Annotated in this window: 22 protein-coding genes and 3 pseudogenes; 4 read left to right on the top strand and 21 right to left on the bottom strand. The window is 46.3% G+C overall.

Annotation, left to right across the window (positions count from 1 at the left end; translation table 11 throughout):
* Nucleotides 1-108 precede the first annotated feature (108 nt).
* The 4 genes from NMD08_RS03440 to NMD08_RS03425 form a co-directional block, all read right to left on the bottom strand.
* On the bottom strand, nt 109-1,554 hold the full coding sequence (locus NMD08_RS03440; protein ID WP_370619519.1) for a YfjI family protein: 1,446 nt from the start codon (nt 1,552-1,554) through the stop codon (nt 109-111).
* A gap of 124 nt (nt 1,555-1,678) precedes the next feature.
* A complete protein-coding gene (locus NMD08_RS03435; RefSeq protein WP_106105423.1) occupies nt 1,679-1,915 on the bottom strand; it encodes an AlpA family transcriptional regulator in 237 nt (78 codons plus the stop codon).
* A 106-nt stretch (nt 1,916-2,021) separates the two neighbouring features.
* The gene (locus NMD08_RS03430) at nt 2,022-2,582 is read right to left on the bottom strand and encodes a hypothetical protein (RefSeq protein ID WP_370619517.1); all 561 of its coding nucleotides are present in this window, start codon (nt 2,580-2,582) and stop codon (nt 2,022-2,024) included.
* Nucleotides 2,582-2,965 carry a hypothetical protein gene (locus NMD08_RS03425; protein ID WP_370619515.1) on the bottom strand — a complete coding sequence of 128 codons (384 nt, stop codon included), beginning with the start codon at nt 2,963-2,965 and terminating at the stop codon, nt 2,582-2,584. Before NMD08_RS03425 ends, NMD08_RS03430 begins: the two co-directional genes overlap by 1 nt.
* 343 nt (nt 2,966-3,308) lie before the next feature.
* On the opposite strand from NMD08_RS03425, the gene NMD08_RS03420 reads away from it, so the two are divergent.
* Complete coding sequence (locus NMD08_RS03420) at nt 3,309-3,467, top strand: hypothetical protein (protein ID WP_106105421.1); 159 nt, start codon at nt 3,309-3,311, stop codon at nt 3,465-3,467.
* Here NMD08_RS03420 and NMD08_RS03415 read toward each other — a convergent pair.
* From NMD08_RS03415 to NMD08_RS03405, 3 genes and pseudogenes are all read right to left on the bottom strand, one after another.
* Nucleotides 3,464-4,078: a Fic family protein gene (locus NMD08_RS03415; RefSeq protein WP_181544015.1), complete on the bottom strand. Its 615-nt coding sequence runs from the start codon at nt 4,076-4,078 to the stop codon at nt 3,464-3,466. The two genes, NMD08_RS03420 and NMD08_RS03415, sit on opposite strands and share 4 nt — an antisense overlap.
* A 4-nt stretch (nt 4,079-4,082) precedes the next feature.
* Entirely contained in the window at nt 4,083-5,399 is a 1,317-nt protein-coding gene (locus tag NMD08_RS03410) for a site-specific integrase (RefSeq protein ID WP_106105420.1), read from the bottom strand.
* Between the two features lie 359 nt (nt 5,400-5,758).
* Nucleotides 5,759-5,965 (bottom strand): annotated as a pseudogene (locus tag NMD08_RS03405) (TA system toxin CbtA family protein); the annotation flags it as partial.
* 759 nt (nt 5,966-6,724) lie between these two features.
* On the opposite strand from NMD08_RS03405, the gene NMD08_RS03400 reads away from it, so the two are divergent.
* The gene (locus tag NMD08_RS03400) at nt 6,725-8,176 is read left to right on the top strand and encodes an amidohydrolase family protein (RefSeq protein WP_151217782.1); all 1,452 of its coding nucleotides are present in this window, start codon (nt 6,725-6,727) and stop codon (nt 8,174-8,176) included.
* A 322-nt stretch (nt 8,177-8,498) separates the two neighbouring features.
* Here NMD08_RS03400 and NMD08_RS03395 read toward each other — a convergent pair whose 3' ends face one another.
* The 8 genes from NMD08_RS03395 to evgA all read right to left on the bottom strand — a co-directional run bounded on the left by NMD08_RS03395 (nt 8,499) and on the right by evgA (nt 19,904).
* Nucleotides 8,499-10,019: an EAL domain-containing protein gene (locus tag NMD08_RS03395; protein WP_370619512.1), complete on the bottom strand. Its 1,521-nt coding sequence runs from the start codon at nt 10,017-10,019 to the stop codon at nt 8,499-8,501.
* Nucleotides 10,020-10,223: 204 nt separating this feature from the next.
* Nucleotides 10,224-11,237: a fimbrial protein gene (locus tag NMD08_RS03390; RefSeq protein WP_151217784.1), complete on the bottom strand. Its 1,014-nt coding sequence runs from the start codon at nt 11,235-11,237 to the stop codon at nt 10,224-10,226.
* 17 nt (nt 11,238-11,254) lie between these two features.
* On the bottom strand, nt 11,255-13,756 hold the full coding sequence (locus tag NMD08_RS03385; protein WP_187259043.1) for a fimbria/pilus outer membrane usher protein: 2,502 nt from the start codon (nt 13,754-13,756) through the stop codon (nt 11,255-11,257).
* Between the two features lie 11 nt (nt 13,757-13,767).
* Entirely contained in the window at nt 13,768-14,445 is a 678-nt protein-coding gene (locus NMD08_RS03380) for a molecular chaperone (protein ID WP_151224376.1), read from the bottom strand.
* Between the two features lie 45 nt (nt 14,446-14,490).
* Nucleotides 14,491-15,009 carry a fimbrial protein gene (locus tag NMD08_RS03375; RefSeq protein WP_151217786.1) on the bottom strand — a complete coding sequence of 173 codons (519 nt, stop codon included), beginning with the start codon at nt 15,007-15,009 and terminating at the stop codon, nt 14,491-14,493.
* A gap of 104 nt (nt 15,010-15,113) precedes the next feature.
* The gene (locus NMD08_RS03370) at nt 15,114-15,632 is read right to left on the bottom strand and encodes a helix-turn-helix transcriptional regulator (RefSeq protein WP_151217787.1); all 519 of its coding nucleotides are present in this window, start codon (nt 15,630-15,632) and stop codon (nt 15,114-15,116) included.
* Between the two features lie 457 nt (nt 15,633-16,089).
* Nucleotides 16,090-19,272, bottom strand: a complete 3,183-nt coding sequence (locus NMD08_RS03365) for a response regulator (protein ID WP_370619510.1) — start codon at nt 19,270-19,272, stop codon at nt 16,090-16,092.
* A 2-nt stretch (nt 19,273-19,274) separates the two neighbouring features.
* A complete protein-coding gene (gene evgA, locus NMD08_RS03360) occupies nt 19,275-19,904 on the bottom strand; it encodes an acid-sensing system DNA-binding response regulator EvgA (protein ID WP_151217788.1) in 630 nt (209 codons plus the stop codon).
* A 389-nt stretch (nt 19,905-20,293) separates the two neighbouring features.
* On the opposite strand from evgA, the pseudogene NMD08_RS03355 reads away from it, so the two are divergent.
* A pseudogene (locus tag NMD08_RS03355) lies at nt 20,294-20,438 on the top strand (IS3 family transposase); the annotation flags it as partial.
* A gap of 2 nt (nt 20,439-20,440) precedes the next feature.
* On the opposite strand, the pseudogene NMD08_RS03350 reads toward NMD08_RS03355, so the two are convergent.
* The 6 genes and pseudogenes from NMD08_RS03350 to NMD08_RS03325 all read right to left on the bottom strand — a co-directional run.
* Nucleotides 20,441-20,771: pseudogene (locus NMD08_RS03350) on the bottom strand (phage tail sheath subtilisin-like domain-containing protein); the annotation flags it as partial.
* Between the two features lie 109 nt (nt 20,772-20,880).
* Entirely contained in the window at nt 20,881-21,204 is a 324-nt protein-coding gene (locus tag NMD08_RS03345; protein WP_001573898.1) for a DUF1889 family protein, read from the bottom strand.
* A gap of 112 nt (nt 21,205-21,316) precedes the next feature.
* A complete protein-coding gene (locus NMD08_RS03340) occupies nt 21,317-23,128 on the bottom strand; it encodes a diol dehydratase reactivase subunit alpha (protein WP_370619508.1) in 1,812 nt (603 codons plus the stop codon).
* Nucleotides 23,129-23,138: 10 nt separating this feature from the next.
* On the bottom strand, nt 23,139-23,567 hold the full coding sequence (locus tag NMD08_RS03335) for a diol dehydratase small subunit (protein WP_151217790.1): 429 nt from the start codon (nt 23,565-23,567) through the stop codon (nt 23,139-23,141).
* A gap of 2 nt (nt 23,568-23,569) precedes the next feature.
* A complete protein-coding gene (locus NMD08_RS03330; RefSeq protein WP_151217791.1) occupies nt 23,570-24,154 on the bottom strand; it encodes a propanediol/glycerol family dehydratase medium subunit in 585 nt (194 codons plus the stop codon).
* Between the two features lie 11 nt (nt 24,155-24,165).
* A complete protein-coding gene (locus tag NMD08_RS03325; protein WP_151217792.1) occupies nt 24,166-25,833 on the bottom strand; it encodes a propanediol/glycerol family dehydratase large subunit in 1,668 nt (555 codons plus the stop codon).
* 392 nt (nt 25,834-26,225) lie between these two features.
* Here NMD08_RS03325 and NMD08_RS03320 point away from each other — a divergent pair, with 392 nt between their 5' ends.
* On the top strand, nt 26,226-26,654 hold the full coding sequence (locus NMD08_RS03320; protein ID WP_151217793.1) for a heme-binding protein: 429 nt from the start codon (nt 26,226-26,228) through the stop codon (nt 26,652-26,654).
* The last annotated feature ends 14 nt before the right edge of the window (nt 26,655-26,668 follow it).

Here is a 26,668-nt window from a genome sequence, read left to right as displayed (position 1 = left end):
GTTGTGAGTGATTTATCAAATAAATATATATTACCTTTCCAACATTTAAATTTAGGCAAAAGCTATCACCTGCCTGCGGTGGCAGTTCCAAAATAACTCTGCAATTAGTTAGAACAAGCAAGTATATCGATGGTATTTTTTTACTTCATTAAACCCCCAGGTATCCATCGCCTGTATAAAGATAGTTTTTCCTTTTTTAGCAGCCTTTATCTTCCCTTGAGAATAAAGAGTGCTTAATAATTCATTTACTTTACCGCGGTCCCTGAACCGGTTAGGCCCATATTGCAGTATGGTATTCTTCCTCATATATGGTAAAAGATTTTGATTGCAATATTCTTTTATCCACCAATAAAGCTCATCTGCATCTGTATTGACCATATCTAGCTCCTGTTGTTTGGAAAATAATTTTATATACTCATCTACGTACCATGCACTTATTTCTATAGCAGCTTCAACAGCGGTAAGTGATACATCCCCTTCATCACCATTAAAATAGTGTAATAATGCAGCAATCCTTGCCATATTTTCAGCGATTTTAGATGCATAATCTTTAAAGTCTGAAAGAAACCCGAGTAACCGCATTTCTGTTTCAACTTGATTATAAAATGCAATCCATCTCTGTCTTGCTTCTGGCGAGAAATGAAGGCAAATACGTTCATCTTTGTTTTCGATACTCTCATTGACGATCTCCATTAATCGCTCATGGAACACAGGCAAATGTTCACTTGAGACAACAGGATTAGTTATTTGTCTATATCCTTGTGTTGAAAAGGGACGACAAATAAGTGTACGAGCAAAAAATCCTATCCCTTTTGCTATATCCCCTTTTCTTTCAATATATCTATTGATAACTACAGACTGAACCTGTAGGGATAATGTCAATCTGGCATTTTTTATTAACCTCTCAGGTGCGTTTTTCCTTTCGACTGAATAGGTTGCGCCATCCCACATTTTGTTTACAAACGGCAATTCATTTAATGCATAACCATTAAATATGGTCCCAGCCTCATCTGATAAAATGCCAACTGATCGCCAGTCACCACAGAGATACTCTTTTATCGCCGCTGGTGTGGTATCATTAAACGTCAACTTATATCTGACAGGCTCTACAGGATAACTATCTTGCAGCATACTCAGACTTTCACGTGTTATGGTTGGATCTTTGCCACCACGGATCTCTGACTTCAGTTTTGACATCAAAGCTTTCTCTTCCGCCTTGAAAATCTTTACGTTATACCGCCACTTAATTATTTCTTGTTTATATAGGTCAAATAGCCGTTCCTCTAGTTGGTAAATGGGCTTCATTAACAACTTACTTACCGTGCTCTTCCGTTCCCCAGATTCCGCGATTGTCACAATAAACAGCGATGTAGGGCTACGCAGATTATTCAATCTACAAACATCAATTCTGTTCTGACAAGCAAGAGATATAACGCCAAGCATCTCTGCTGCAACCATGGGAAGCGGTGCATGAGTATGTTGTACTATCTCATAAATTGCATTTCCCACCCTCGCGGGGAACACATGTATGGGGAACTCTTGATCTCCCGACATAAATCCTCATCATCATTTAATGTAAAAAGTACCTCCGGTTGAGTTGCTATTCCGCTATTAATAGTGGAAATAGCAAGATGCATTCCCAACCATTAGATGAAAAATACTAAAAAAACCATGGTTCTTAGCGTTCATTAATCCAGTAGAGTAGATCGCTAAGCAACCACCCGCACGACTTAGCTCCAAGTGATTTGCGTTGAGGAAACCTCCCAGCCTTTTCGAGCTTCCAGGCTGTCGAGCGAGAAATCGAAGTGATATACTGTCGCTCTTTTTCACGCACCAGACGGTCACCTTTCTCACCGTAGACATGCAGAATTTGCAGTCGTTGTTCAGGGGTTGGAATGATAGATTTTGTATTCATATTGCCTCCTTTGTTTTGGTGGAAGCAGTTTGTACGATTCAGATAAAAATATAAAGAAGATAGGTGCTCACTTCATTATCACGCAATGAACACCTTATTGAGCACCTTATTGAGCAGAAAGTAACTTGATATCTTTTAGATAGTGTTTTAATTGTGACCCAGTAATTTCCCCAGGGAAATTTAATTTTTCAACTTCATCTAACAATGAGCTGACTAGCAATTCCAGAATCACATCAGGATTTTCATCCCAACAGTGCTCCTTAGCAACCAGATATATAACTTCGTCTTTTTCAGAAGACCACCGTCCATTTTTCATTTTAACAGATAAAGTACCATCATCATTTGTAAACTCATTAAACCATCGAGAGATGCTTGAGCGGCTTATTTTTTTAATTTCTTTGCAATGTTTTTCCCTGTAAAAATTCAATATATCCGCTGCGGTTAAAAACAAAAGCTTGTCATTATTTGATTTACAATATTTATTAATTAGAAGAATGACAATAACATTTTGAATGTAACTTCTCTCCATTGCAACAAACTCATTGCTTTGAGGTGCAGTTAATTTAAGAAGTTTTTTATAGCTGGCGCTATCAATCTGCAAGTCAGAGTGAGAAATTAAATCATCCTTATTAAAAATTAGATGATCATTGTCATCACGTCCATACACTATAACCTCACTAGGAATACTCCCCAAACATCATTCGCATTCCTAAGGTTATAATTATCTCTTACCAAGTGGGTCATTTTGGTAGGTTTGATTTTCCAAAAGCCGCAGGCATACCCATCATAGGCATATTTAAAAAATGAACTACCGCTAAAAACTGGATACTCATTTATTTCAGACTGGTCACAAGGTATAAATGTTCTTACTGTAAACTGAGAGCTGCTCTCATGTTGATAAAAGTCCCCTCCAGCTCTGATATCAAATGTATCATAACGATGTTCTTTTTTATTCGCATAACGAATTATTCGGCAGTATTCTGAACGAAGATTAACATAAAGACTTATTTTATCATCCAGCCATATAGATATAATATCTTCCAGGCTCACATTAAATTTTTCGAGAACTCGCCAGCACGACAAAAAATATCAGGGATATCGAATTGTTCAGATATATTAAACAGATCAGAAGCATCAAAAAAATCAGAGTTACTTGTCATTTATCGCCACCAATGAATTGACCCTATCAATTACAACGGATTGTATCAAGGTAACGCAATGAGTTTAAAAGCTATTTAATGACAAGTCAGTTTTTTCATCATCTCAAATCGAGTTATGTACAGCGCTACTCTGTGAACGATGCAGGCATTTACCGTGCTATCTCACTTGATACCAGCCTTGCGGGCAGTCCCTATCCACACTAGAATCAGAGCAACAAAACGAGGCTTTCACCATGACAAAAAAAACAGCATATAGTCAGATCACCAAGACTCAAATCTACCGCGCCGTTGCCAGCTCAACCGCGATCGAAACGGGTGCTTCTGTGCAAAAAATTGAGCAGCAACTCAAAAAAAACCAGGCACAGGCGAAAGCCGTTGGCCTCGCCCGTTAATCTGGCAAGATGTCGCTCACAAGTTGCTTCATAGGGCTGTAGTTCCCTGATACACCTGCCTGTATTGCCTTGAAGTAAAACGCCTTGTGCTCATCCCACAGGCTGTAATCCAGTAAGCCCTTCCCCGCCATAACCGACAGTGCATCGCAAAGTAGCCGCGACAGACGCCCGTTACCTTCTCTGAATGGGTGGATCAAAATAAACTCCACGTGGCATTCAGCCAGATAACTAACCAGCTCCGGGCGAGCTAGGGATTTCAGTTCACCAGACCGAGAAAGAAATTGCTTCTCGAAACCATCAAGAAGAAGCGGAATCCTGTCGGCAGCAGCAAACTGGAAACCGTCCTTAGTTAAATTGGCATTACGCAATCTCCCCGCCCAGTCGTACACGTTCCCCAGCCATTGACGATGCCAGCCACTGATATGGTCAAAAGCCAGCGCCGTTGGCGGCTGACCTTCGATAAATAGCAGTTCATAAAGCATCAGCAACAGGCCAGATTCCAGAGCCTCCATTTCCTCTTCATCAGTGATCCCTAACTTATTAGCCAGCACCAGGTCTCCAGAGCCCGGCTGATACCGCTCTTCTGCTGAATTAAGCTCATATTTTGCCAAGCTCTTACCTCCGTCCAAACAAGTTCACAACGTTGTTTTCCTGCTGTCGCTGATAGTTGTTGACCCTATCTTCCCAAATCTCAAGCGCCCTGCGCTTTTCAGGCAAGTAATCATAACGGTCATAGTGTTTCGAGCTGACGTCATTCAGAGCGTGATTCTGGATACGATCGCGGATCTCTTTGCTGATCCCCGCCTCCCCCATCAGCGTTTTACAAGTGCGGCGTAAATCTCGTGCTGTAAAAACTTTAAACTCGGGATTAAAGGCCCGAAAATACATAATGGAACGCGCCAGACTATCGGTACGCACCGGTCGTTCGCCGTTGGTCGAGAGCGGGAAGATATAGGGGCTGTTACTTTCCTTAGTCAGTTCTTTCACTGAGGCTAATTCACTTAATGCCGATTCAGTCAGCGGGATCAGGTGCTCCCGTTTGTTTTTCGATACATCGGCAATTACCAGGAGCGTCTTTTGCTGCCAGTCAATCGCGCTCCACTGGCTGGCAATCATTTCAAACGGACGCTGCCCGCCAGCATAAACACAGAAGCGGATTAGGTGCTGCATCAGTGGCCCAACGTTAGTTGCCTGAGCGAACTGCTCCATGACAAAACGTAGCTCTTCCAGCGTTAACCATGTATCACCCACTTTTTCCGCCGAAGACTGTTTCGGTATGGCCGATACCGGATTTACTTCAAGACCGAACGTAATACCCACACTGGTATTCATCGGATCGTTATCGGCTTTTAAGCCGTAGTTAAATGCTGCCATCAGATACGAGCGAATCCGGTTAGCATGCACCACCGCATCACGCTGGATAATGCCTGAGAGGATGGTTTTGATCTGCAGAGGTGTTACATCTTTCGCTTTGGTTTCTCGAGGGATAACCGTGTAGCACTCTTTTTCAAGACGCTTCAGGACATCAGCCCAGGTCCGCTTATTGTCGAGCTTCATCTTGTTAACGTAGCCATGCACCAGCTCATCAAACGATCCTTGAGAGCGATGGATCTGCATAAGGTGCTCTTCGGCCAGGCGTTGTTGCTCAAGCTCTTGTTGGGGCTCTTTTCCTTCAACAAGCCAGGCTCCATACTTTTTCGCCAACTCATTGGCCGTCACCAGCTTCATCTCAGGCCAGATGCCCAACTGGATGAACTTCTCTTTCTTCCCTTTCTCAACGTAATAACGGAAATAAAAAACTTTGCTGCCTGAAGGCTGAACCTTAACGCCAAGCCTGCCGGTGCCACGTTGAGCACTGTTGCTCCACACGTAGTACGACGTACTTTTTGTCTTCAATCCACGTATAGCAGTCTCGGTAAGATTAGCGGCCATGAGGTTACCTTTCTGAGGATAAGCGTTACCTGACCCAATGCCCATTTTGGGTCAGGTAATGGGTCAGGTAAGGATAGTACAATGGGGAAATGAGAGAACCAATCAGAAACAAAAATAACTTCATAACTGATTGATTATAGATAATTAAAAATACAAATAGAGACAATGACGAACAATTAAAAACATACCAATTTTATGACTCATAATCGCTTGGTCGCTGGTTCAAGTCCAGCAGGGGCCACCAAATATCAAGGACTTAGATAAGTGATTATCTAAGTCCTTTTTCTTTGGGTCGAATTTTGGTCAGGTAATGAATTAGCGTCCCTGCCGTCTTCATCTCTCTGCAACATCCCCAGATATTAATGTAAACCATTAATTCCGGTCGCAATATTACAATACAGCGTATCGCGACTTCGTCGCAGCAAGCCCGTTGCTTGTCGTGCCCACAGGATATCGACCGTGCGAAGATAAGGTGATTGCTCCTGCCAACCAGACCCTCTGTGAGCGAAACGAACCAGTTAGTACTTATCGGCCAGGGTAATCCCGGCATCAATATGTGAACTAACTCCGTCCCGCCAGGCGATTCTGGCCATTCGCCACGTCAACAAATGCATGCAGATTAGCATTAACCTCTGTCACAACAGTATGATATACAAAAACGATGATCTCGTTTATTGCTCTCACCTGCGACAGGTGTACAGAAATACCCAACAACAGGGAACGTATTCTTTTCAACGATGCAGCAAAAAAGACCGACGCATAAATATCATCATTTTCACTACTCCCATCAGACGGAACTTTACTGGATATAACCCCTGTCATAAATGGTAATATATTTCCCCCATAGCGAAAAAAACATAATTATCAACAATAATATCTAATCTCAAAAAATAACAATACAGATATCACAATCATCCACTGAAAAATGTATGGGCATACAAGAAATGTGTCTCCACTTTTAACAATCACCACAAAACCAGGAATAAAGATGCAATTAAAACGCCAGTAATAAAGCACTCATCGACATCTCGCTTTCTTAATACAACAATCATTCTCCCTCATAAGAATTGTCAATGTCATCTTTTAATAACATAGACGCAGCTCAAATAAATCGCATAAAAATTCCATTCAGAATATCCAGCCTGCCGATTAATTAGCAATTAAACCATTTTAATTGTAAAAGCATTAATTTTTTAAATTTTAAAAGCAAATAAAACACCTTCGTTAGATTTTTATATTGTATTCAATTACACCTACTTGACTGTTTTTTTTAACACGAAGATTATAAAACCATATTCCCCTACCTTTACCGAGAGATTCAGTTCATGGCACTCAAACGCTTGCTTAAGACAGAGCCTATGCATGATGAAGCCTGTCTGTGTCACAGCCCGGCATTCATCCGAATAAATACCATCCTGACACGTGAGGCTCGCCAGGCCCCACCGGTTTCAGCGCAGACAGTTAAAGAAGCACTTTCTATAAACGATGGTTACCTTCATGATGCGGAACCCACCTCACCCGGAGTTGTCGCGTTTACGAACATACGCCTGTTTGATGGTATTTCTGATTCACTGCGTACCGGGCTTAATATCATCGTTGAAGGAAATAAAATCAAAGCGGTCGTCCCGGCAAGATTACCTCTCCCTCCAGGCATAGAAACCATCAACGGAAATAATGGCGTGTTAATGCCAGGCCTTATTGATGCACACTGGCACGCTATTATGGCTCGCCCTTCAATGATGACTGCCATGACGGCAGATTTTAACTATATCCAGGCCCTGGCTATCGCTGAAGCAAAAGCCACGCTGCTACGCGGGTTTACCACAGTGCGCGACATGGGCGGCCCGGTATTTGGACTCAAACGAGCAATTGACGAACAGATTGCAATTGGGCCCCGTATTTATCCTTCTGGGGCATTTATTAGCCAGAGTGGTGGGCATGGTGATTTTCGAATGTTGAGCGATATTCCTCGAGCACCAAATGAAGCATTAAGTTACAGCGAGCGCGTCGGGATTACTGCTATTGCTGATGGTCAGGATCAGGTCCTGCTACGTGCCAGAGAGCAGCTTATGCGCGGCGCCTCGCAGGTAAAATTAATGGCGGGTGGTGGGGTTGCATCACAGTACGATGGTATTGATGTGACTGAAGGGTCTGTCCCGGAAATAGCGGCTGCCGTTACCGCTGCAGAAAACTGGGGTACCTACGTAACCGTTCATGCTTATACGTCCCGGGCAGTCACAATGGCGATAAGTGGTGGAGTGAAATGTATTGAACACGGGCAAATGGTTGATGAAGATACGGTAAAACTGATGGCAGAGAAGCACATCTGGTGGTGTCTGCAACCCTTTCTTGATGATGAAGATGCGGTCACTATGGCGACGCCCTCGTCGCGAGCTAAACAACTGGTTATGTGTGCAGGTACCGACACAGCCTATCAACTGGCAAAGCAATATAAGATAAAAACCGCATGGGGAACTGATACTCTCTTTGATGCTCATCTGGCTACACGTCAGGGGGCGCAACTCGCCAAACTTACACGCTGGTATAAACCCGTTGAAATCCTGAAGATGGCCACCAGTACCAATGCCGAACTGTGCGCAATGTCGGGACCAAGAAATCCATACCCACACAAACTAGGTGTAATTGAAGAAGATGCGCTGGCGGACCTGATCCTTGTTGATGGTGACCCGCTGACCGATATTCAGCTAATTGCCAACCCAGGGGAGGCTTTCAGACTTATTATGAAGGATGGCGTTATTTACAAGAACACCTTGTAAAAAGGTACAAACTACAAAAGATGGCTCTTTTAGTGTTGTCGGCGTTCCCTTCAGGTTGTGTTTCTGCTTGTACGCCGACATTCTTTAATATTGCAACGCGAAATTTTTACGAATCATCTGAATGTGGTTGAGCATTAACTCAAAAAGCAAAGTGGTTTACTATTATCAATATAACTACCATGGTGAAGTGGCATTTCGACTCCAATATCATTTATTGTATCGTTAAGTTCACTTTCATCTATATTTTGATGAATACAGGACATATCATGAAAATGTACAGATAACAATTATTGCGAGCACGTATATTCACACGGAATCTTATTTATTCAACAAAAGCGCTGGAATGCTGCAACATCTCAAAGAAAACTGCAGCTTCAATAGGCCTCGAAAAGAAGTAACCTTGTAAAAAGCTGACCCCCATCGCGACCAATTTCTCACGCTGCGAGGCGCTTTCCACACCTTCCGCAATGGTCAGGCACCCCCTGTCTTTAGCAATAGCGATAATATTACGGACGATGGCTTCTTTGCCCTCGTCAGTTTCAATTTCTTGGGTAAAATGTTTATCGATTTTGATGTAGCGCGGACGAAGTTGCATTAACAGCTTATAATTGCAGTGGCCAGTACCAAAATCATCTGCTGAGAGTGTCACCCCCAGCATATCAAGTTGCTGACAAACCTCTCTGACAAACGCGGAATCCTCAACGGCGACTCTTTCGGTAATCTCCAAACCAATATGTAATGCCGTGTTCGCCGTTTTATCCCTGAACGACTGACAGGCATTTAACAAGCTATTGTCCCCAAAATCCGCAGCCGAGACGTTGAAAAATAGCGTCGTTAATGGAAGCGATTTCAAATCCAACAATTCAAAGCTTCGGATTACCGATTGGATGCCCAATTCGGTGATGCGGCTTACCAAACCATTTTTCTCAGCCAGAGGAATAAACCGATCCGGCGAAATATTGCCCCATTTCGGGTGCTGCCACCTCATCAAAATCTCACCTGCAACAATATTGCCGCTACGAGCCTCTACAATCGGTTGGATGAAAGGCTCTAGCTGGTTATTATCGATCGCTTCTCGTAACATAAAGAACATCGATTGACGATGAATAAGGTATTTTAAAAATAATATCGAGAGCCCCCCGGAAATTATAAAAATAAGTAAAATCCTGTCATGTTCACTCTGCCAGAAAGTTAGTAAACTAAGCGGTGCCAAAGGTAACGCACTGACACTATATTTAAATTGCGTCGAGGAATACGTGTCCTGTCCATCAGACAACTGATTTTTGAAAATATTTCCAGTGGCATCAAGCGAAATACCATCCACCGTCATGATGTAAGAATAACTCCCGTGAAATTTTTTTAATTCATTTTGAATGTAATAATTATCTACGCCTACCATAACACTATTTTCTCCACGAGACACATGATAGACCAGCAGTGATTTAGAAGGATTGACGGAGCTATCGCTCATTAAAAATAATGATTTAGCGGGGAAGAAATGTGCATCTGATGTAAAACTCACACTGCCAAAAACTGAAGAACAATAAAGGTTTTTCCCCTGTAGTAAATTGATGGTTGTTACATCTGGCAGTGTAGCCACCAGCTTACGTATTTCAGTCTGTACTTTATTGCCACATTGACCATTAAGCAGATCTGTCGCACGATGACCCGCAATGCTTGCATTGCTTATAATACTGTCCAGTTTACTAATAATAGCCTGGAGATAGTTCTGGGTCAGTTTTTTTTGATTTGTTATTAATTGGTGAAAAAGAAAACTTGTGCCTCCGGCACAGAGGAGAAAAAAAAGAGTTATACTAATAATAATGCTATTGCGGTAACGCATATGGCTCCAGATGATTTCATTCAAAATGGAAGTCGTAAATAAATTTATTTAATAAGTAATGAACAACATCCAGCTATCTGTAATTGTCATAGGACAATTAAATCTGTAGGCAAAGACGTAAGTAATAATAAGCCACTGCTTATCTTATGCGAATTTTCGACAGGGTTAGCTTGAGGTACCAACTTTCCTCTGGCGTTAATATCGCTATTGATACGTCATGGTAAATGACAGCACGCCGTTAGCGGTGCCTGTAGTGATCGTATCCCCGGTCTGATAATAGCGCGCCTTGAGCGGCACGCTGAAACTACCGCCAGTTGAGGAAGTTCCAACGGAGATATCGGAACCCAACGCCATCGGCAAATTGTTATAAAGCAGCTGAATCCCCACGCCAGTCGCTGCGTTATTGCCACCGGCAGTATTGATTACTCCTCTGCTAGCATCAAAAATACTCCCTTCCATTTTCACGCTAACTTTTGTTCCGGCATTGCAGGTCATCGGCAGGATGAACGATTGTGTGTAGGTATCGCCGGGCGTGGATCCTTTGCCGCTAAATGCCTTTTTATCTACCTCTTTCATATCAACAGGTATTGATGTCGTGGTTAAATTACAGGCAGGGGTAGTCACCGTGAACGCATTGATACTGACATTCGCTTGAGGTGATTGCCACAGCAACGCGTTATTCAGCAAAACCAGTGCACCTACCGTTCTTGCGGTTATCGTTCCGGACCCCGTTTCCGTTGCCGTTTTATAAAACGTTACTGTCACGGTGCCACTCAATGTCGGGTTGACCATTCCACTGGTGTTCTCACAGAGCTTAGCGGTATTGACATCGCCCCGAATAGTATTACTTCCGGTGACTGAAGCGCTGCCGCCAGCACATATTGTCGTGGAACCCGAGATGGAATAACCAATACCGTCGACATTGGTTTTATACACTCGCCGGCCGTTCACCATCGAATCAAATGTGCCGTTCGCCATGACGCCGAAAACCTGACTAGAGATCAAACCCTGATCCGAATTGAAACAACTAAACGAGTTGATCGTCGGTGTCACAAGCTGTGTCCCGATAACCGCACCTACGGGAAGATTGCGCGAAATCGTAATATTCTGTGGTGAGACAGTAGTTGACGGTGTTGTTGTTGTGCAATCCCAAGCAAGGACCGTACGAGAAAACATCCCCAGCGCAGCGCAAATCAGGATATTTAATATAAGTTTCATTTTTCTTTCACTCCGGTTCAATGACATAGCGCAGTAACGTTGTGCGTTTTGTCAGAGAGCTGTGTTATCTGATAAGTCGCACGGCAGCTTTCGCCAGCCCAGCGAACCTCAACGGTACCTTTTTCTGGTGCGCCGTTTAGCCAGACCCGTTTATGATCGTCCACAATGCCGTTCGCCACGTTATTGCGATTTTTAATAATGGCCGTCGCCCCGAACGGGATTTCACTTCCAGTCAATTGCAGCAAAACTTTGTAACCCGTTACAGTAGGATAATCTGCCAGGGCCAAAGCACCTTTTGTTGGTACTACCGTTCGCGTATCATTGAGCACATCGGTATTGTTATTCAGCGTGGCGGTATCAAGCGACAGGCTGTTCTGTCGATATGGTGTAACGTACGGCACCACCGCAAAACCTTTACTGTCGGTGTAAATACCACTATTGTTTGCCACTTTCACTCCGGCAGCGTTATCTGCTTTCACCAGTGCCAGGGTCTCGCCAAGAGGCTGAGTCGCGGCGATGCCGTATGGATGAGCCACTAGCCCGCCCATCGCGCCAACGGAAAACTGGCGGTTATCACGGGAATAGCTGTAGCCCAGCTGATATTCCCCGTGGTTGCCTTTATAATTGGCGGAAGCGCTACCCATCGTGTCGGAACCTTTACTGTTATAGCCTTGCTGCACGTTCCAGCTCAGTTTGTTATCTTCCAGCGCAGTACCGGATAATCCCATCTGTGAAACGCTATCGCCTTTTTTATTGCCGTTAGCAGTAACGGTCATCCAGCTGTTTGGCAAAAAACGTGATAGTGGGATCTGCATCGTAAAAGCGATGATATGATCATTGTCGTTGCGCCATGGCCCCTTTGAGTAGCTGTAGTTCAGGCCGTAATTAATATTGTTAACGCTGGTGTTGTATCCCACGTTAACGCTACGCTCGCTATCGCCTCCCCAGTAATCCTGCTGCCAGGCTGAGAGATTCAGGTTGCCCCAGTCGCTAAGCCGTTGATTCAGTGTTATCTGGGCCTTACTGCGTTTATTTCGCTGATAGCGCCAATTGTCATCAAGCTGCATCTCATCGCTTGTAATACGAAACGGATTCACATCGCCGTTTGCTTCCTGAAAATCGCGAAAGCCCGATGAAGAATAACGATATCCGGTCAAATTCAAAGACGTTCCCGTCGTGGCGAAATCTTTGGCATACTGCGCGCGTAACGACACACCATTTTGTGTCTTTTCAGGTAGCTGCGAACGAGAAAATGTGGTGTCAAAAGAGAACGAACCAATATCCCCAAACCCCTTACCTATACCTAATGCGCCGGACCAGTAATCTTCAGAAACGATCATCCCGCCATACACCGTTGTATCCCAAGGCAAGCCATAGCCTAAGGTGCTTTGCAGGAATATCGGTTCCTTATCCTGGTAGCTTGCCGCGCGATATTTCCCCGCTGCCAGCGCATACTTGAATTGACCTTCGCGCTGCATCACCGGTACCGCAGAAAATGGCTGGATAAACTGATGCACTGAGCCGTCCGCTTCACGAATCGAGACGTCGAGGTCGCCGCTGGCGGCGGTGGGATAAAGATCGTCGATCATAAAAGGTCCCGGGGGAACATATGACTGCCAGATAATATTCCCGCCCTGACGTATGGTCACCTGAGCGTTGCTCTGCGCGATACCGCGAACCACAGGTGCAAAACCGCGGACGCTTTCCGGCAGCATAGAGTCATCTGAATAAAGCTGCACACCACGGAAATTCACGCTGTCGAAGACCCCTGCCTGGGTATAACCATCGCCAGCGCTAAATTGGCTTTTCAGCACCTTAATATCCCGCTCAAGCGAGGTGCTAATTGTGTTCCAGCGGCTTATTCCATTGCTGTTGTTATAAGTTGAATAATTTCGCAGCCGCCAGGGACCTGCATTGATACCGCTACGCAGATTTAAATAACTGTCGTTGTGCGATTCGGCATCGCCACGGTTATTCGCAGCTGAAAAGTTGTAATTTACAAACAGCATATTCAACCCGTCATCCCATTGCTCCGGCGATACGGAACCCTGAGGATCTCGCCGCAGATATTCCTGCGGAACCGAGATTTCAAGCCGCATGCCATCGAACTGAAAATGGATTAGACTCCCCGGCAGGAGCTCGCTGATATTGTTGATCGTCGCCAGTTCATCCATATCCATCCAGCCGGGCTGTGCGTTGGGTTTAACCCCCCAGCGCGAAAAATCCTCCCGTTTCAGAGTCGGTGATAAGGCACTTTCATTCCAGATGAATGAGATATCGCGTGTTTCCACATAGCTACCATTAAGATAAATTTCTACATGGTAGACTCCGGGAACCTGCCCGTTGGTTTTGCTAAAACGGGAGATATCAATGTCTCGTGGGATATTCCCGTGAGTTTCAATAAAGTCTGGTGAAAAATAATCCTCAGCCAACCCTGTTTGAACGCGTAAACATAAAAAAACAAGTAAAGATAACTTGGTTAATTTCGCAAAACCTGACACCACATTGACCTGAGACATGGATGATAAACCTAAAAATTAAATGTATGCTCAGCCGTGATGCCTCCGAAATCATTGATCGCACGCCATGATATTTCACCACCAGTTAACGCCGACTGAGATAGCGATAAGGTTTGAAATGGTAAAACCATTGGAGGTTTAGATAATTCTTTTCCATTCACTTTTACATCATAAAGCGACACACTATAAGGTGACGGATTATGCACATTCAGTTTCCCATCAGCGACTGAAAAAATTAGCTGTTGATATGCCAGTGAAGGATCTCCTTTTAGGCCCGCAGGGCGATAAAAAACCTTCATTTTGCTTTTTACTGCTATCAGCAACTCGTTTTTAGCATCCGCCGATGATGACGGTATTGATTTAATATTTAGCCAATATATGCTTTCCCGATCCTGAGGCACAGAATTACCAATTAACATGACGCGAACCGAATTCTGGGTATTGGGATTTAGTTTAAATAAAGGCGGCGTGGTAATAAATGGACTGTCACCATCGTCACTATTTTCATTGTTACTTACCCATGACTGAATTAGATATGGTGTATTGTCCGGGTTTCTCACGCTGATTGCTGATTGACTATCGCCACTATTATAAACAAGTCGCGTGCCACCTATTTCCACACCACTAATTGCCGCCGTAGAGATAAGTAATAAACTCACGGCGATTTTTTTAAAAATTTCCTGTAACATGAAGAAATCCTGAGAGAATAACAAGGGCCACAAATGGCCCTACTTTTACTGGTAAGTCACGGTAAATGATGTCGAAGAGTTTGCGGTTCCAGCACCAACAACTCCCGTTGCCATATATTTAGCAAAGTAAGTCAGTGTGTTATTAACATCTTCCAACAGATTCACCCTTGCTGAGGGAGAACCAACCGGAATCAGCGTCGTACTGTCCTGTTCATAGATGGCTACCCCAACGTTAGTTGCAGTTTGCCCGTTGGTCAGCGCCAGAATGGAAGGATTAGCGGTGTTGGTCGTGCCATCAAAGCGAATGCTGGCGCTCGAAATACTGGCCGGGCAGGATTTCAGCACAATGTTAAAACGTTTCGCCGCTGCCGTAGTGCTATTACCTCCGGCAAAGGCTGCGGTTGAAATTGTGCCGAGCTCAACTGGTTGAGCGATAGATGTTGCATCAACCACGCATGCCGTACCCGTGATATTACCGGTAAAGTTAATTACCCCATCAGCAGCATTTGCAACCTGAGAAATGGATAGAGACACAAGAGCAGAAATCAGTGCAATCTTTTTCATATATAAATTCCATATGGTTAGTTAAATTGAAAAAATAAATGTGAAGCTTTAAAAATTAATGTGAACCTTACATTCATAAAACAACAGTTAATAAAATATACTAGTCACTCATATTCATGAGTATTCTGCGTATAGAGCTCAGTGCGCGCGATATTCTGATACAGCACAACACGATTACCTTGCTGTAGTTTAAAAATCAGACTGCGGCGATGTGCATAAAATGTTTTTCTTGTCATTCCTAGTCGCTGGCTAATCTCTTTAACATCCAGCCCTTTTTGCATACAATAGAGCACTTCTTCCTCACGCTGAGAAAGTGAGTATTTCATTCTGTAATTATATTGTGAACTCTTTACTAACAAACAGGAGAGAATTTCATTCAGCCGGCACTTTTTATCAATAAAAACAAAGTCTGACATATGCTTTAAAGCATAGTAGTCAAGAACGTTACTGATAAAAATAATAACTTTTTTCCCCGGAGTTATGTTCTTACGCACCTCTGATATGCATATTGTTTCAATGTCTATGATACAATAATTTTCATCAATTAACTCTGGAGTTAACAATTCACTCATGCCGACAATAAAAAAATAATCATCAGAAAAAATGGAACCTGACAAATCCATAAATTTACCTTCCAGGCATAATCCTCTTTATTATTTAGCGTCAGTAATCCCTCTCATGTTTCATTGTGAGATTTACAGAAATTATATGTTTATAGCAGCACAAAAGTAATGGATTTCGAGCTGGGAATAAAAAACGATCGTTTCTACTATTTTTTCACCTTTCAAAGATAATTAATCCATTAGAAACCATAGATTACAAATAAAAACACCAGTTAAAAATTAAGTTATAGCATTTAAAACTACCATGAAACATAGGCGCAACTTAATGATCTATAGTTGTTTGATAGCCAGAACTTGTAATAACCATCGAATTGGATTTTTCTTAGGGAATATTCTATTGTCACTTAACAAAAGATACTTCACCGGAACAGGGCTAATTTTACCTGGTTAACAGTGGAGCAACATTGGCGAGAGCTTATTATTCTGTCAGCAAGCGCCTACATACGTAGGAAAAGGGCTATTGTTGAAATTTTTCTATGGATTGGTCCAGATTATTGAGCGAGCTTTCGATTCGGTTCAAAGAGTCGAACAGTTCCGCCGCAGTAATAGCATCAGGCAATCGTTCTTCCAGCATTTGAGCAACAGTGATGACTTCATTAATGCCCAGCAATTGGGCAGTACCATTAAGGCGATGAATATGATATTTCACCGATGGATAGTCCTCGTCAAATGCGGCTGTTCTGGCTGCTTCTAAATCGTGTCGATTTTCCCGTTGCGCATCATGCAGCGCAGCGAGCATAAGCACCCGATTGTTTTGTGCTAGTACCGCCAACCGCTTCTCATCGAACATTAACTCGTTCGTCTGGCTTACTCCGGCTAACAGACGAGTGAGCTGCGCGAGGGTAATTGGCTTAAATAGACAATCGGTCATTCCTGCCGCAAGACAGCGTTCACGCTCATGCTGCTGCGCTGTAGCGGTCAGACCCCAGATAGGAAGATCACTATCAAATCGTCTCACCTCGCGAGTAAGTGCAATACCATCCATCACGGGCATGTTAAGGTCGGTAATCAATAAATCGTAACGATCCTGCTGAAGATAACGTAATGCCTCTTCGCCGTTTTCCGCTTCATCCGCAGCAATTTCCAGGGAGGCTAGCTGACGTTTTAACAGTAGACGACTGGAAGGGTGATCGTCGGCAATTAATACCCGCAGTGTCTTGCCAATAACAGGAGGTGGTGGTGACTCGGTTTCAACGACGTCAGTGAGTGCATCATACGAAATTTGTACTGGCAAATTCAGCGTCACTCTGGTCCCCTGATTAACTTCACTTTGCAAATCTATCGTGCCCCCCATCTGGTTCATCAATGCCTTTGCAATAGCCAATCCTAGCCCTGACCCGTGATGAAGCTCCCCCATTTTCCCCTGACTGAACGGCATAAAAAGCGACTTTTGTTCTTCGCTACTGATACCGGGCCCCGTGTCATTCACGGAAATTACCAGCGCGTGATTCAGTCTCTTCGCTGAGACCTGAACTTCTCCATGACGTGTAAATTTCACCGCATTGCCGATAAGATTCATCAGCACCTGTTCCAACATCTGTGGATCTAGCTGCATGGCTTCTTTTGGCTCCAGATGCGAGTCATAGCCCAGCGCTATCCCTTTCTGCGCGGCAAGCGCGGTAAAAAGTAATACTTTTTCTTTGATCATCGCATCAACATGCACCCACTTCGGCATCACCTCCTGCAAACCGGATTCTATCTTCTCCAGATCGAGGATCTCACCAATCAGTTTCAACAGCGATCGCGAAGCTGTAACTGCATGATCGATAGAAGTTTTATCTTCATGACTGAAGTTTGTCGTTGAGTTTTGTAACAGTTCCAGAAATCCCACAATGGCACTTACTGGGGTGCGAATCTCATGGCTCATATGAGAGAGGAAGGCTCGTTTCTCTTCATTAGCTTTCTGTGCTTTGGTCTTTTCCTTCTCCAGTAAACGCTGCGACTCTTTTCTTCTACGCACCTGCCGTGCCAGGTAGAGCACCCAGAGGAAGGTACTCACGACAAGAAGGGTCGCGAGAGTTGCTACCAGATAGAAGGGTCGGTTATACAACTCCCAGGTATCTATTTGGACGTCCGGCAGACGTACCCATTTACCGACAATCTGTAAAATTTCCTTCTGGGGGATATCATCCAAGGCCTTATCAAGGATCTGCCTTAATTCAGGTTCTGAGCGCGGTACAGCAAAACTGATTGCTGCCGGTTGCACCTCTGGCAACGGGAGCCATGTCAGCCGATCGGGATAATAATGTTCAGTGAGATAACGAGCGGTCAGCTGATTAGAAATCGCCGCGTCAACTTTTCCCGTTGCAACAAGATTTAATGCCACACTGGAGTTTTCTACTTCTTGCCAATAGATATCCGGATGACGGGCTTTCATCTGCATCAGTAACGGATGATCGATGCTTATCGCCACGTGCGCTCCTGCCTTTAGCGCTATCGCCTGGGCATCCTCTTTTCTGACAACGGTAACAAACTGGGTGGTAATAAAGGGATGAGTGAAAGAGAGGGTATTTTGGAGGCTCAAATCAAAGGTGGCTGCCTGTACAATATGCCAGTTGCCCTTTTTCATCTCTGAAAGCATATCTTCACGCGAGTTTACGACAACCGTTTCGTACTGCAGGCCAGTTTGCAGACTAATCAGATTAAGAATATCCCCTACAATCCCCCGAACTTCCTGATTATTGTCGGCCATGGTGTAAGGCGCAAACCACGGATTAATAATTACCCGTAGCGTTTTGTTTGTTTTTAGCCACTGTTTTTCACGAGGCGTCAGATTGAGTGGTTGAAGTAAAAAAGAGAGGTTACCTTTGTCGATCATCGACTGCGCTATTTGTCCATGCTGATTTTCATCGATTGCATTGATGGTGCTATTAATGATGCTCAGTAAACGCTCTTGTCCCGGTAAGAATAAAAAATGGCTCATTTTTTGTGGTGAAGGCCAATATTTAACCGCGCTCAAAGCCAGGCTGAACTCTTGGGAAAGCCAAGTGCTAGTAGTTAGCGAATCCCCCATAAACCATCGATTCTGCCCGGTAATAATGGAGTTCAGCGCCTCCTGATAGCTGGCGTAATTGGCTATTTCGGCATTCGGAAATACCTCATGAATGAAATCAGCGCCAGGATAGCCCTCAACAACCGCAATACGAGCACTCTGCGGACTATGCAAGGGACCCATAACGTTAGAGAGCGAAGTCACCAGCACGGGCCAGGAATGTACTAGTGTCTCCGAGAGCTGAATGCCCTCCTCAGCGAAAGGAAACGTATCAAGACCAGTCAATACCGTATCAATCTCGCCCGCACGTAGCGCGCGAATTGCATCAGCGCGATTTTTATAGCTCAGTACAGCGATACGGACATTTAGCGAATTATGGATTAGCGTCAGATAGTCAGCGTTCATTCCCCTGTAGCGCCCACTGAGCGTGGTTTGCACCAACGGAGCCTGCTCAGGTTGATAAACTCCAATGCGTAGCGCTCTTTTTTGCAACAGCCAGCGCTTGTTATCCTCACTCAAGTACACAGGCACCGGAGTAATGTAACTATATCCCGACAGCTCTAGCTCAGTGGGGGAGACATCCTGAGCATAAGCAGCACATCCGCTGAAAACCCAGAGGAGCAGGAGAAGTACAAGACGCAGTTCCATCTTCAGGTCAGCTTATTCTGATGAGCAAAAGAGAGTAGTTCGACTAGTGATTTACAGCCTAATTTTTCCATTAATCTAGTTTTATAGGTACTTACCGTTTTGCTGCTTATATACATCGCTTCGCCAATCTGCGTATTATCAAGGCCGCTTAGCATATAGCTCATTACTTTCATCTCCTGCGCGGAGAGAGATTCAAGACGCTGATTATCCGTTAGTTCTACCGACGGTTCCTCCATGAAAAAGGGAAAGTAGATATAACCATTTTTCGCCGCATTAATCGCTGCGAGAATATTTTCCATATCTTGCTTTTTACTAATAAAAGCATTCGCGCCAGCCTGCGCGCAGCGTTTACTGTAATAGCGATCATTTTTTGCTGATACTACGATTAACACACCAGTAAAACATTGTGCCCTGAGTTTCTCCACCAGCTCAACGCCATTTATGCCAGGAATTTCGACATCCACAACGACGATATCGACAGCTGTTTTCGTCAACTCCTTTAGGGCTTCCGCTCCGTTCTCAAATTCTTTGATAATGGTAATGTGCTGTTTTTCCAACATGCCGCGTATGGCCATGCGAGCCAAGGGATGGTCATCCACAATAACGGCGGTAGGGGACCGAGACTCATTCATAGGCTACCTGAAAGCTGTAATTCGTGGAAGGAAACATACTCAGGATGATAACCTAACAATACTTCAGACTGATTTAAAAATTAAAAGTTTTTTTGTACCAGCTCACATTATAGCGATCAACTAAAACACGTTATTGTTCGAGCATTTTTCCCGTTTTGATTTCTGATTTATTTAGTTGTATCCGACCATTATCATCGTGCGACCTGAGTTTTACGATTTGCCAGAAGATAGTTCTTTATGGCAACCTTTAATCAGGTTTCTGTACCAGTTTAGAGGTATGAATAGCTTCGGATTTAACAAAGATCTTAGCGTCATTTCTGAGGACTTAAAGAGGGTTACCCAGCGGTAAGGGGTATCCCGAAGAGTGTAAAGTTGAAACAGCCAAACAGATTGTTTAGCGTGGCGATTCCGTTTTTAGCGTGAGCAAAACGTCTCAATATTGCCACACAGTCTGTACGCGAGGATAAAGGAGTACGGCCGGACTCATCCACCAATAAAGAACTGTCAGATGCTCAGGCCGAGATCCGCCGACTCTAGAAGAAGTTGAAGCCATCCTTGCTCACCAGTGTCGTGACCCCGACCAGGTAGATCAGGTCGGCATCAGTGCCGGATGCCTGCAAGTCCCGAAAGACTGAGACATTGATGCCGGTGACGCCCTGTACACCGACGTTAGATTGGTTTTGTGCCAACTGGCAGTCTGGTCGATGTAAGCACGCAGCCCTGGTGCAAACGCGGTAGCGTGGCCGTCGAAATAGCGTTCACAGTGGTATCCAATGAAAGTAAATCAGGTCAGATGACCATCTGCTCACACTGACTGAAATTCTCGCGATAAGCCATCGCTTCGGAAATGATCTTACAGCCCCATGCGGGGAATAAGGTTATATCATACGCTGCGCCAGCCTATATCGCTGGCACGCCATTAGGACGCTGCCATCAGAGATGGAAACGTCCGTTAGAGTTTGATCCTATAGTCAGCTCACACCAGTTCTTTGAGCTGCTCCTGCATATAGGTTGAAAAATACTCTGGGTTCTTGATAAGGATGCGGTTACCGGAGGCGACTTTTTCTGCCCATCCGGCTACTTTTTTCGTGAACTCGGGATTCCATCCCTCCTGCTCACCCCGTGCCATCACTACTTCCGGACTCGCTGGCACACCTAAGTCATGCAAATACTTTAAGATTCCCTTAGCGGTACTTTCATCCATTGAATGGGGTACTGACGCCGAAGTGTTCATACCACCAATAAAATCCAATGCTTTCTCAATTGCTGTTGGCATGCTCTTATCCTTAAAATTAACCACGTGAGAGACACATTCATACTATGTACCCAACTCCGCCGGGATATCAAAGAGAACATCACCTTTATTTGATTTACCCCGCAGCTAAACGCTTGCGCGACTGTTTTCTGCGCGATTAATTCGCCATTCCAGCCAAAACCAGCCCGGTCGCCACCGCATTACGCGGCCCTTCAGTACCACGGATGTTGCCCTGTCCGGCGACAACCCCGTAATGCGCCAGCGCGTCGGTTATCATCTGTGGGATTTCGAAATCCAACGAGGAACCGCCTACCAGCACCACGAAAGAGATATCGCGAATGGTTCCACCGGGAGATACCTGGCGTAACGCACGCAGGCAGTTGGTCACAAAAACCTTCTCTTTAGCCTGTCGGCGCACCAGCCGAATTTTTTCCAGCGAGATTTGGTTATCTACCGGGATCAGCTCCCCGTCTTTCAGATACACCACTTTGGCAAACACCGACGGGCTGAGCGGTTCACGAAAAAACTCCACCGCGCCGTTCTCATGGCGAATGCTGAACAGACTCTCCACTTTTGCCAGCGGGTATTTTTTAATTTCCTCTGCCAAAAACGGATCGCTTAAGCCCAACTCTGTTTGAATCAACAGGCTAACCATATTTCCCGCACCGGCCAGATGAACCGCTTTCACTGCACCGTCGCTATTGATAATGGCGGCATCGGTAGATCCTGCGCCCAGATCGAGGATCGCCAGCGGTGCAGCACAACCGGGCGTGGTTAACGCTCCGGCTATGGCCATGTTGGCCTCTACGCCACCGACTTCAACCGGGGTATTTAGCCGGGCGCTGAGCTCACTGGCGATGGCCTGCATCTGTAAGCGATCGGATTTCACCATCGCCGCAATGCCAACGGCGTTCTCCATTGAACACTCCCCGGCAATACCGCCCTGAACCTTGCGCGGAATGAATGTATCTACCGCCAACAGATCCTGAATGTGCACCGTGTTCATGTCATGACCGGTCAGTGAGGCCATCACCTTACGCACCCGCTCCAGCATGCCACCTGCGTGCGTACCAGCTTCACCGCGAATATCACACACGGGCGCACAGGCGCTTACCACCTGCATAATGGCCCGCGCGCCATGCGCAACGTCGGCTTCACCGCCGCGCTTTTCGCCACGGATAACGATCTTGCCCGCCGGGATCACTCTTGAACACACATCGCCCTGCGGCGTTTTCAGCACCACGGCAGAACGGTTGCCAATCAGCGCTCTGGCGATGGGGACGATAGCTTGCGTTTCCTCGGGCGTCAGGGCAAAGAAGGTCGCAATGCCGTAAGGGTTCGACAGCACCCGCACCACCTGCCCCGGGGCCGCCACTTCCACCGCCGCCAACACGCCTTCCGGCACCTTCTCAATCAGGGTAACTTCATCTACCACTGGCATGGTCCGGCGCAGACGATTGTTCACCAGTACACCATCATCTTTTTTCAGGATTGCCGCCACCACATTGACACCGCGATCCAGTGCCTCATTGATAAGCCAAACCGCCTCGAGAAAATCCATCTCCTCGCCTACCAGCGGGATCCAGCCTTGAGCAAAATGATCTTCACTAACCGCCGCCAGCTTCTCCACTGTGATGGTGGTTCCTATTCCCACACCAATACCGCCGGGCGTTTGCGGGTTATGCCCAATCATCGTTGATTCGGTAATAATGGTTTCAGTGATGGTTTCCATCGCCACATCGCCGATTACCGGTGCCGCCTCGTTGATACAGATTTTCGCCACGTCCTGAAGCGACCACGGCGTGTTATTCAGCGTCTGCTGCAGGGAGGCCACCACCCCTGCAATATTATCCCGCGTCCCTTTCATGCCGGTAGTCGCGACAATCCCGCTGGCGATAAACCGGCCATGCTGCGCCAGCGCCACTTCAGTGGTGGCGTTGCCGATATCAATCCCTGCAATTAGTGGCATACACCCTCCGTCATTGGCTGCCTTTACGCAGCTTATTTCTCTGCTGATACACCTCTGCCGACTCGCGAACAAACCCGGCGTTCACCGTGGCATGCCAGGTATATTCCAGTTCATCGGCAATGGCCTGCAGCTCAGCAAACGAAGAACGAAACGGGCGCAGCGCGTTGTAGATCTCCAGAATGCGGGCATCTGGGATGGTAATCAGCTCTGCCGCACGACGGAAATTACGCGCCACGGCGTGACGCTGCATCTGTTCGGCAATCTGTGCCTGGTACTCCAGCGTTTGCTGAGAAATACGCACATCCTGCGGTCCTACGCGGCCCGCCAGCACATTCTCAAGGGTAATCTCGGTTAGCGGTTTCCCGGTGGGGGTCTGAATTTTCTCCGGGCAGCGGGTCGCTAATGGGTAATCCTGCGCGGTCATGATGTTGTCGTTCATGGTCATTCCCTTACCAGTGCAATATGCAGCGTGACGGGCGCAGCATCCTGCACCACGTGTTTGGTTTCTTTGATATGAAACAGTGCGGCCTTAGCCATAAATTTAGGGCGCACCATCTGGTCATTCACCACCGGCACCGGCGAGGGCGACTCTTTACGTGCATAGCGCGCGGCGTTTTTACCAATCTGGCGATACGTTTCCAGCGTCAGTAGCGGAGCCTGAGAGAACAGCTCCAGGTTGCTCAACGGCAGCAGATCGCGCTGATGAATCACCGTGGTTCCTTTCGACTGGATACCAATCCCGATACCAGAACCACTAAGATTTGCCGCATCCCACGCCATAAAAGAAACATCCGAGGTGCGCAGGATCCTCACTACCCGCGCATGTAACCCCTCTTCTTCGATGCCAGCAACCAGCTCTTTCAAAATCGCTTTGTGCGGCATCTCAATAAGGGTTTTATGCTGATACTTATCAAAGGCCGGGCCGACGCCAATCACTACTTCATCCACGCGTTCGTCCGCTTTAGCCGCCTCGCCTTCGCTCACCTGCAAGGTAAAAACCGGCTTACGCTCAGTTGTGCATTCCACTGTCTACCGCCTTATTCGATCGCGCTGGGCTGAACCACACCCGCTATATTTTTAATTTCCGCCCAGCGTTCGGCAGAAATACGATAGCCGGTGCCGGGTCCCTGATAATCATTGATGTCATTGACGGCACTGACGACGTCGAACTGGCGATCCAGAATGGCCGACGTTTGCAGGTAATCACCGGTGACGCGCTGCCTCAGCATGTTGAGGATATTGCTGGCGATGTCTTCGAAACCGCTACAACTTAACGCGCTGACGATATCCAGTCCGGTGATATTGCGCTTCATCATCTGTTCCACAGCAGCCAGATCCTCCACCACATTGCGTGCGGGCATATCTTTGCTGCCGTGAGCGTAAGTGGCTGCCTCCACCTCTTCATCACTAATTAGCGGCAGGCCCAGTTCGCGGAACACCGCCTGAATGGCACGGGCGGCCTTATTGCGAATAGCGATGGTTTCCTCTTCCGTGACCGGTCGCAGGCCCCCGTCAACCATCAGATCGCGTTGCAGAATGTTGTAATCATCGAAGTCTTCAGCGTCGAAGTTCGATCCGGCAAACATGTTGTCGTAGTTGGGTACCGCGCTATAACCGGAGAAGATAAAGTCGGTGCCCGGCAGCATCTGCATCAGGGTACGGGCAGTACGGCGAATATCGGAATGGGAAAAGGTCTGGTCATTGGCGGAGGCCACTTCAAGGTCGAGCATTGAGGCTATCAGGTTTTCCGCCAGCACCGCGCGGATCCCTGACGGTACTGCACCAGTCATGCCGATACAGCTGACCGCGCCGTTTTGCAGCCCCTGTACGCCTGCGCCTTTGGTGATAAAAATGCAGCGCGACTCCAGGTACAGCATCGATTTACTTTCGGAATAGCCCATCAGCGCTTCCGAACCGGTGCCGGAGGTGTAGCGCATCTTCAGGCCACGCGATGCATACGCTGAGGCGAGAAACGCTTTTGACCACGGCGTGTCATCACCATCGGTAAATACCGACTCCGTACCATAGACCGACACCGTTTCGGCGTAGCTGGTCAGCCCGCGCATTCCCAGCTCCAGCTCCGTGGCCTCTTCAACGGAACATTGCGTCAGCACGCCGGGGCGACCGCACTGAGACCCCACCAGCAGCGCCAGGGCGTTAAACGGCGCATAACGGGCGATCCCGACCGTCGTTTCCTGCTCGGAAAAACCACGGATCCCCGCTTCGGCGGCGTCGGCGGCAATCTGTACCGGGTTATCTTTCAGGTTGGTCACGTGACACTGATTGGAGGGGGTGCGTCTGGCGCGCATTTTTTGCAGCGCCATCATCATCTCCACCACGTTCATTTGCGCCATCACTTCCACCGCTTTCGCCGGGGTGATGGCGGTGGTAATGGCAATAATCTCTTCCCGACTGACGTGGATATCCACCAGCATTCTGGCGATCTCCAGCGCGTCGAGCTGCATGGCGCGCTCGGCCTCAGCCACGTTAATGGCGTAGTCGGCAATGAAACGGTCGATCATGTCGAACTCGGCGCGGCTCTTACCGTCCAGCTCAACAATACGACCACATTCTACCTTCACCGATGAAGCGGGATCGTAGGGGCTTTCCATGGCGATCAGCCCCTCTTCAGGCCATTCGCCAATCAGCCCATCCTGATTTACAGGCCGCTTCGCAAGTACTTCGAATCGTTTTGATCTTCTCATGATTTATTGACTCAAAAGATAAAAAATAGGGACGCCGGGCCGCATTGCCGGGGACACAACACCCGTCATTCGCCTTTCATCAGCAATGGTCGAACTCTAAATGAGCAGAACAATAAAAAAATAAAATTAATTTCGTTCCAATTTGGCACCTAATAAAAACGCATCGTTTCATATTGAAACGCAATTCAGGAATATCCATCGTGAATTGTGACGAGGTTAAATGATCATTATCAATAAACGCAAAACCGGGAAGGTGAATTTAATATCTCTGAAATTTTCGCCCTATTGACTTAATAACGCACGGCGAGAAAATAAGGTAAAGCCAATGATAAAAATAGCTGCTACGCGATATTTTTCGTGACCTCAGCCCTACAACATTTTCAGGAGAGACTGTGAATAAGAGCCAACAAATCGCCACCATTACGCTGGCGGCGGCAAAAAAAATGGCGCAGGCCGTCGAGGCTAAAGCGCTTGAAATTAACGTTCCGGTGGTTTTTTCCGTGGTTGATCGTGGCGGAAACACACTGCTGATGCAACGCATGGACGATGCGTTTGTCACCAGCTGTGATATCTCTCTTAATAAAGCGTATACCGCCTGCTGCCTGCGACAGGGTACCCATGAAATTACCGACGCAGTACAACCGGGGGCTTCTCTGTATGGTTTGCAGCTTACTAATCAACAGCGCATTGTTATTTTCGGCGGCGGCTTACCCGTCATATTAAACGGTAAATTAATCGGTGCCGTAGGCGTAAGCGGTGGTACCGTCGAACAAGACAGATTATTAGCAGAAACCGCACTGAATTGTTTCTCTGAATTATAATTTAAATCTAAGAA

It is taken from the genome of Citrobacter meridianamericanus, assembly GCF_041320245.1.
Lineage (GTDB): Bacteria > Pseudomonadota > Gammaproteobacteria > Enterobacterales > Enterobacteriaceae > Citrobacter > Citrobacter meridianamericanus.
Note: the sequence above shows the minus strand (reverse complement) of the source record. Positions and strands in the feature narration are given on the sequence as shown.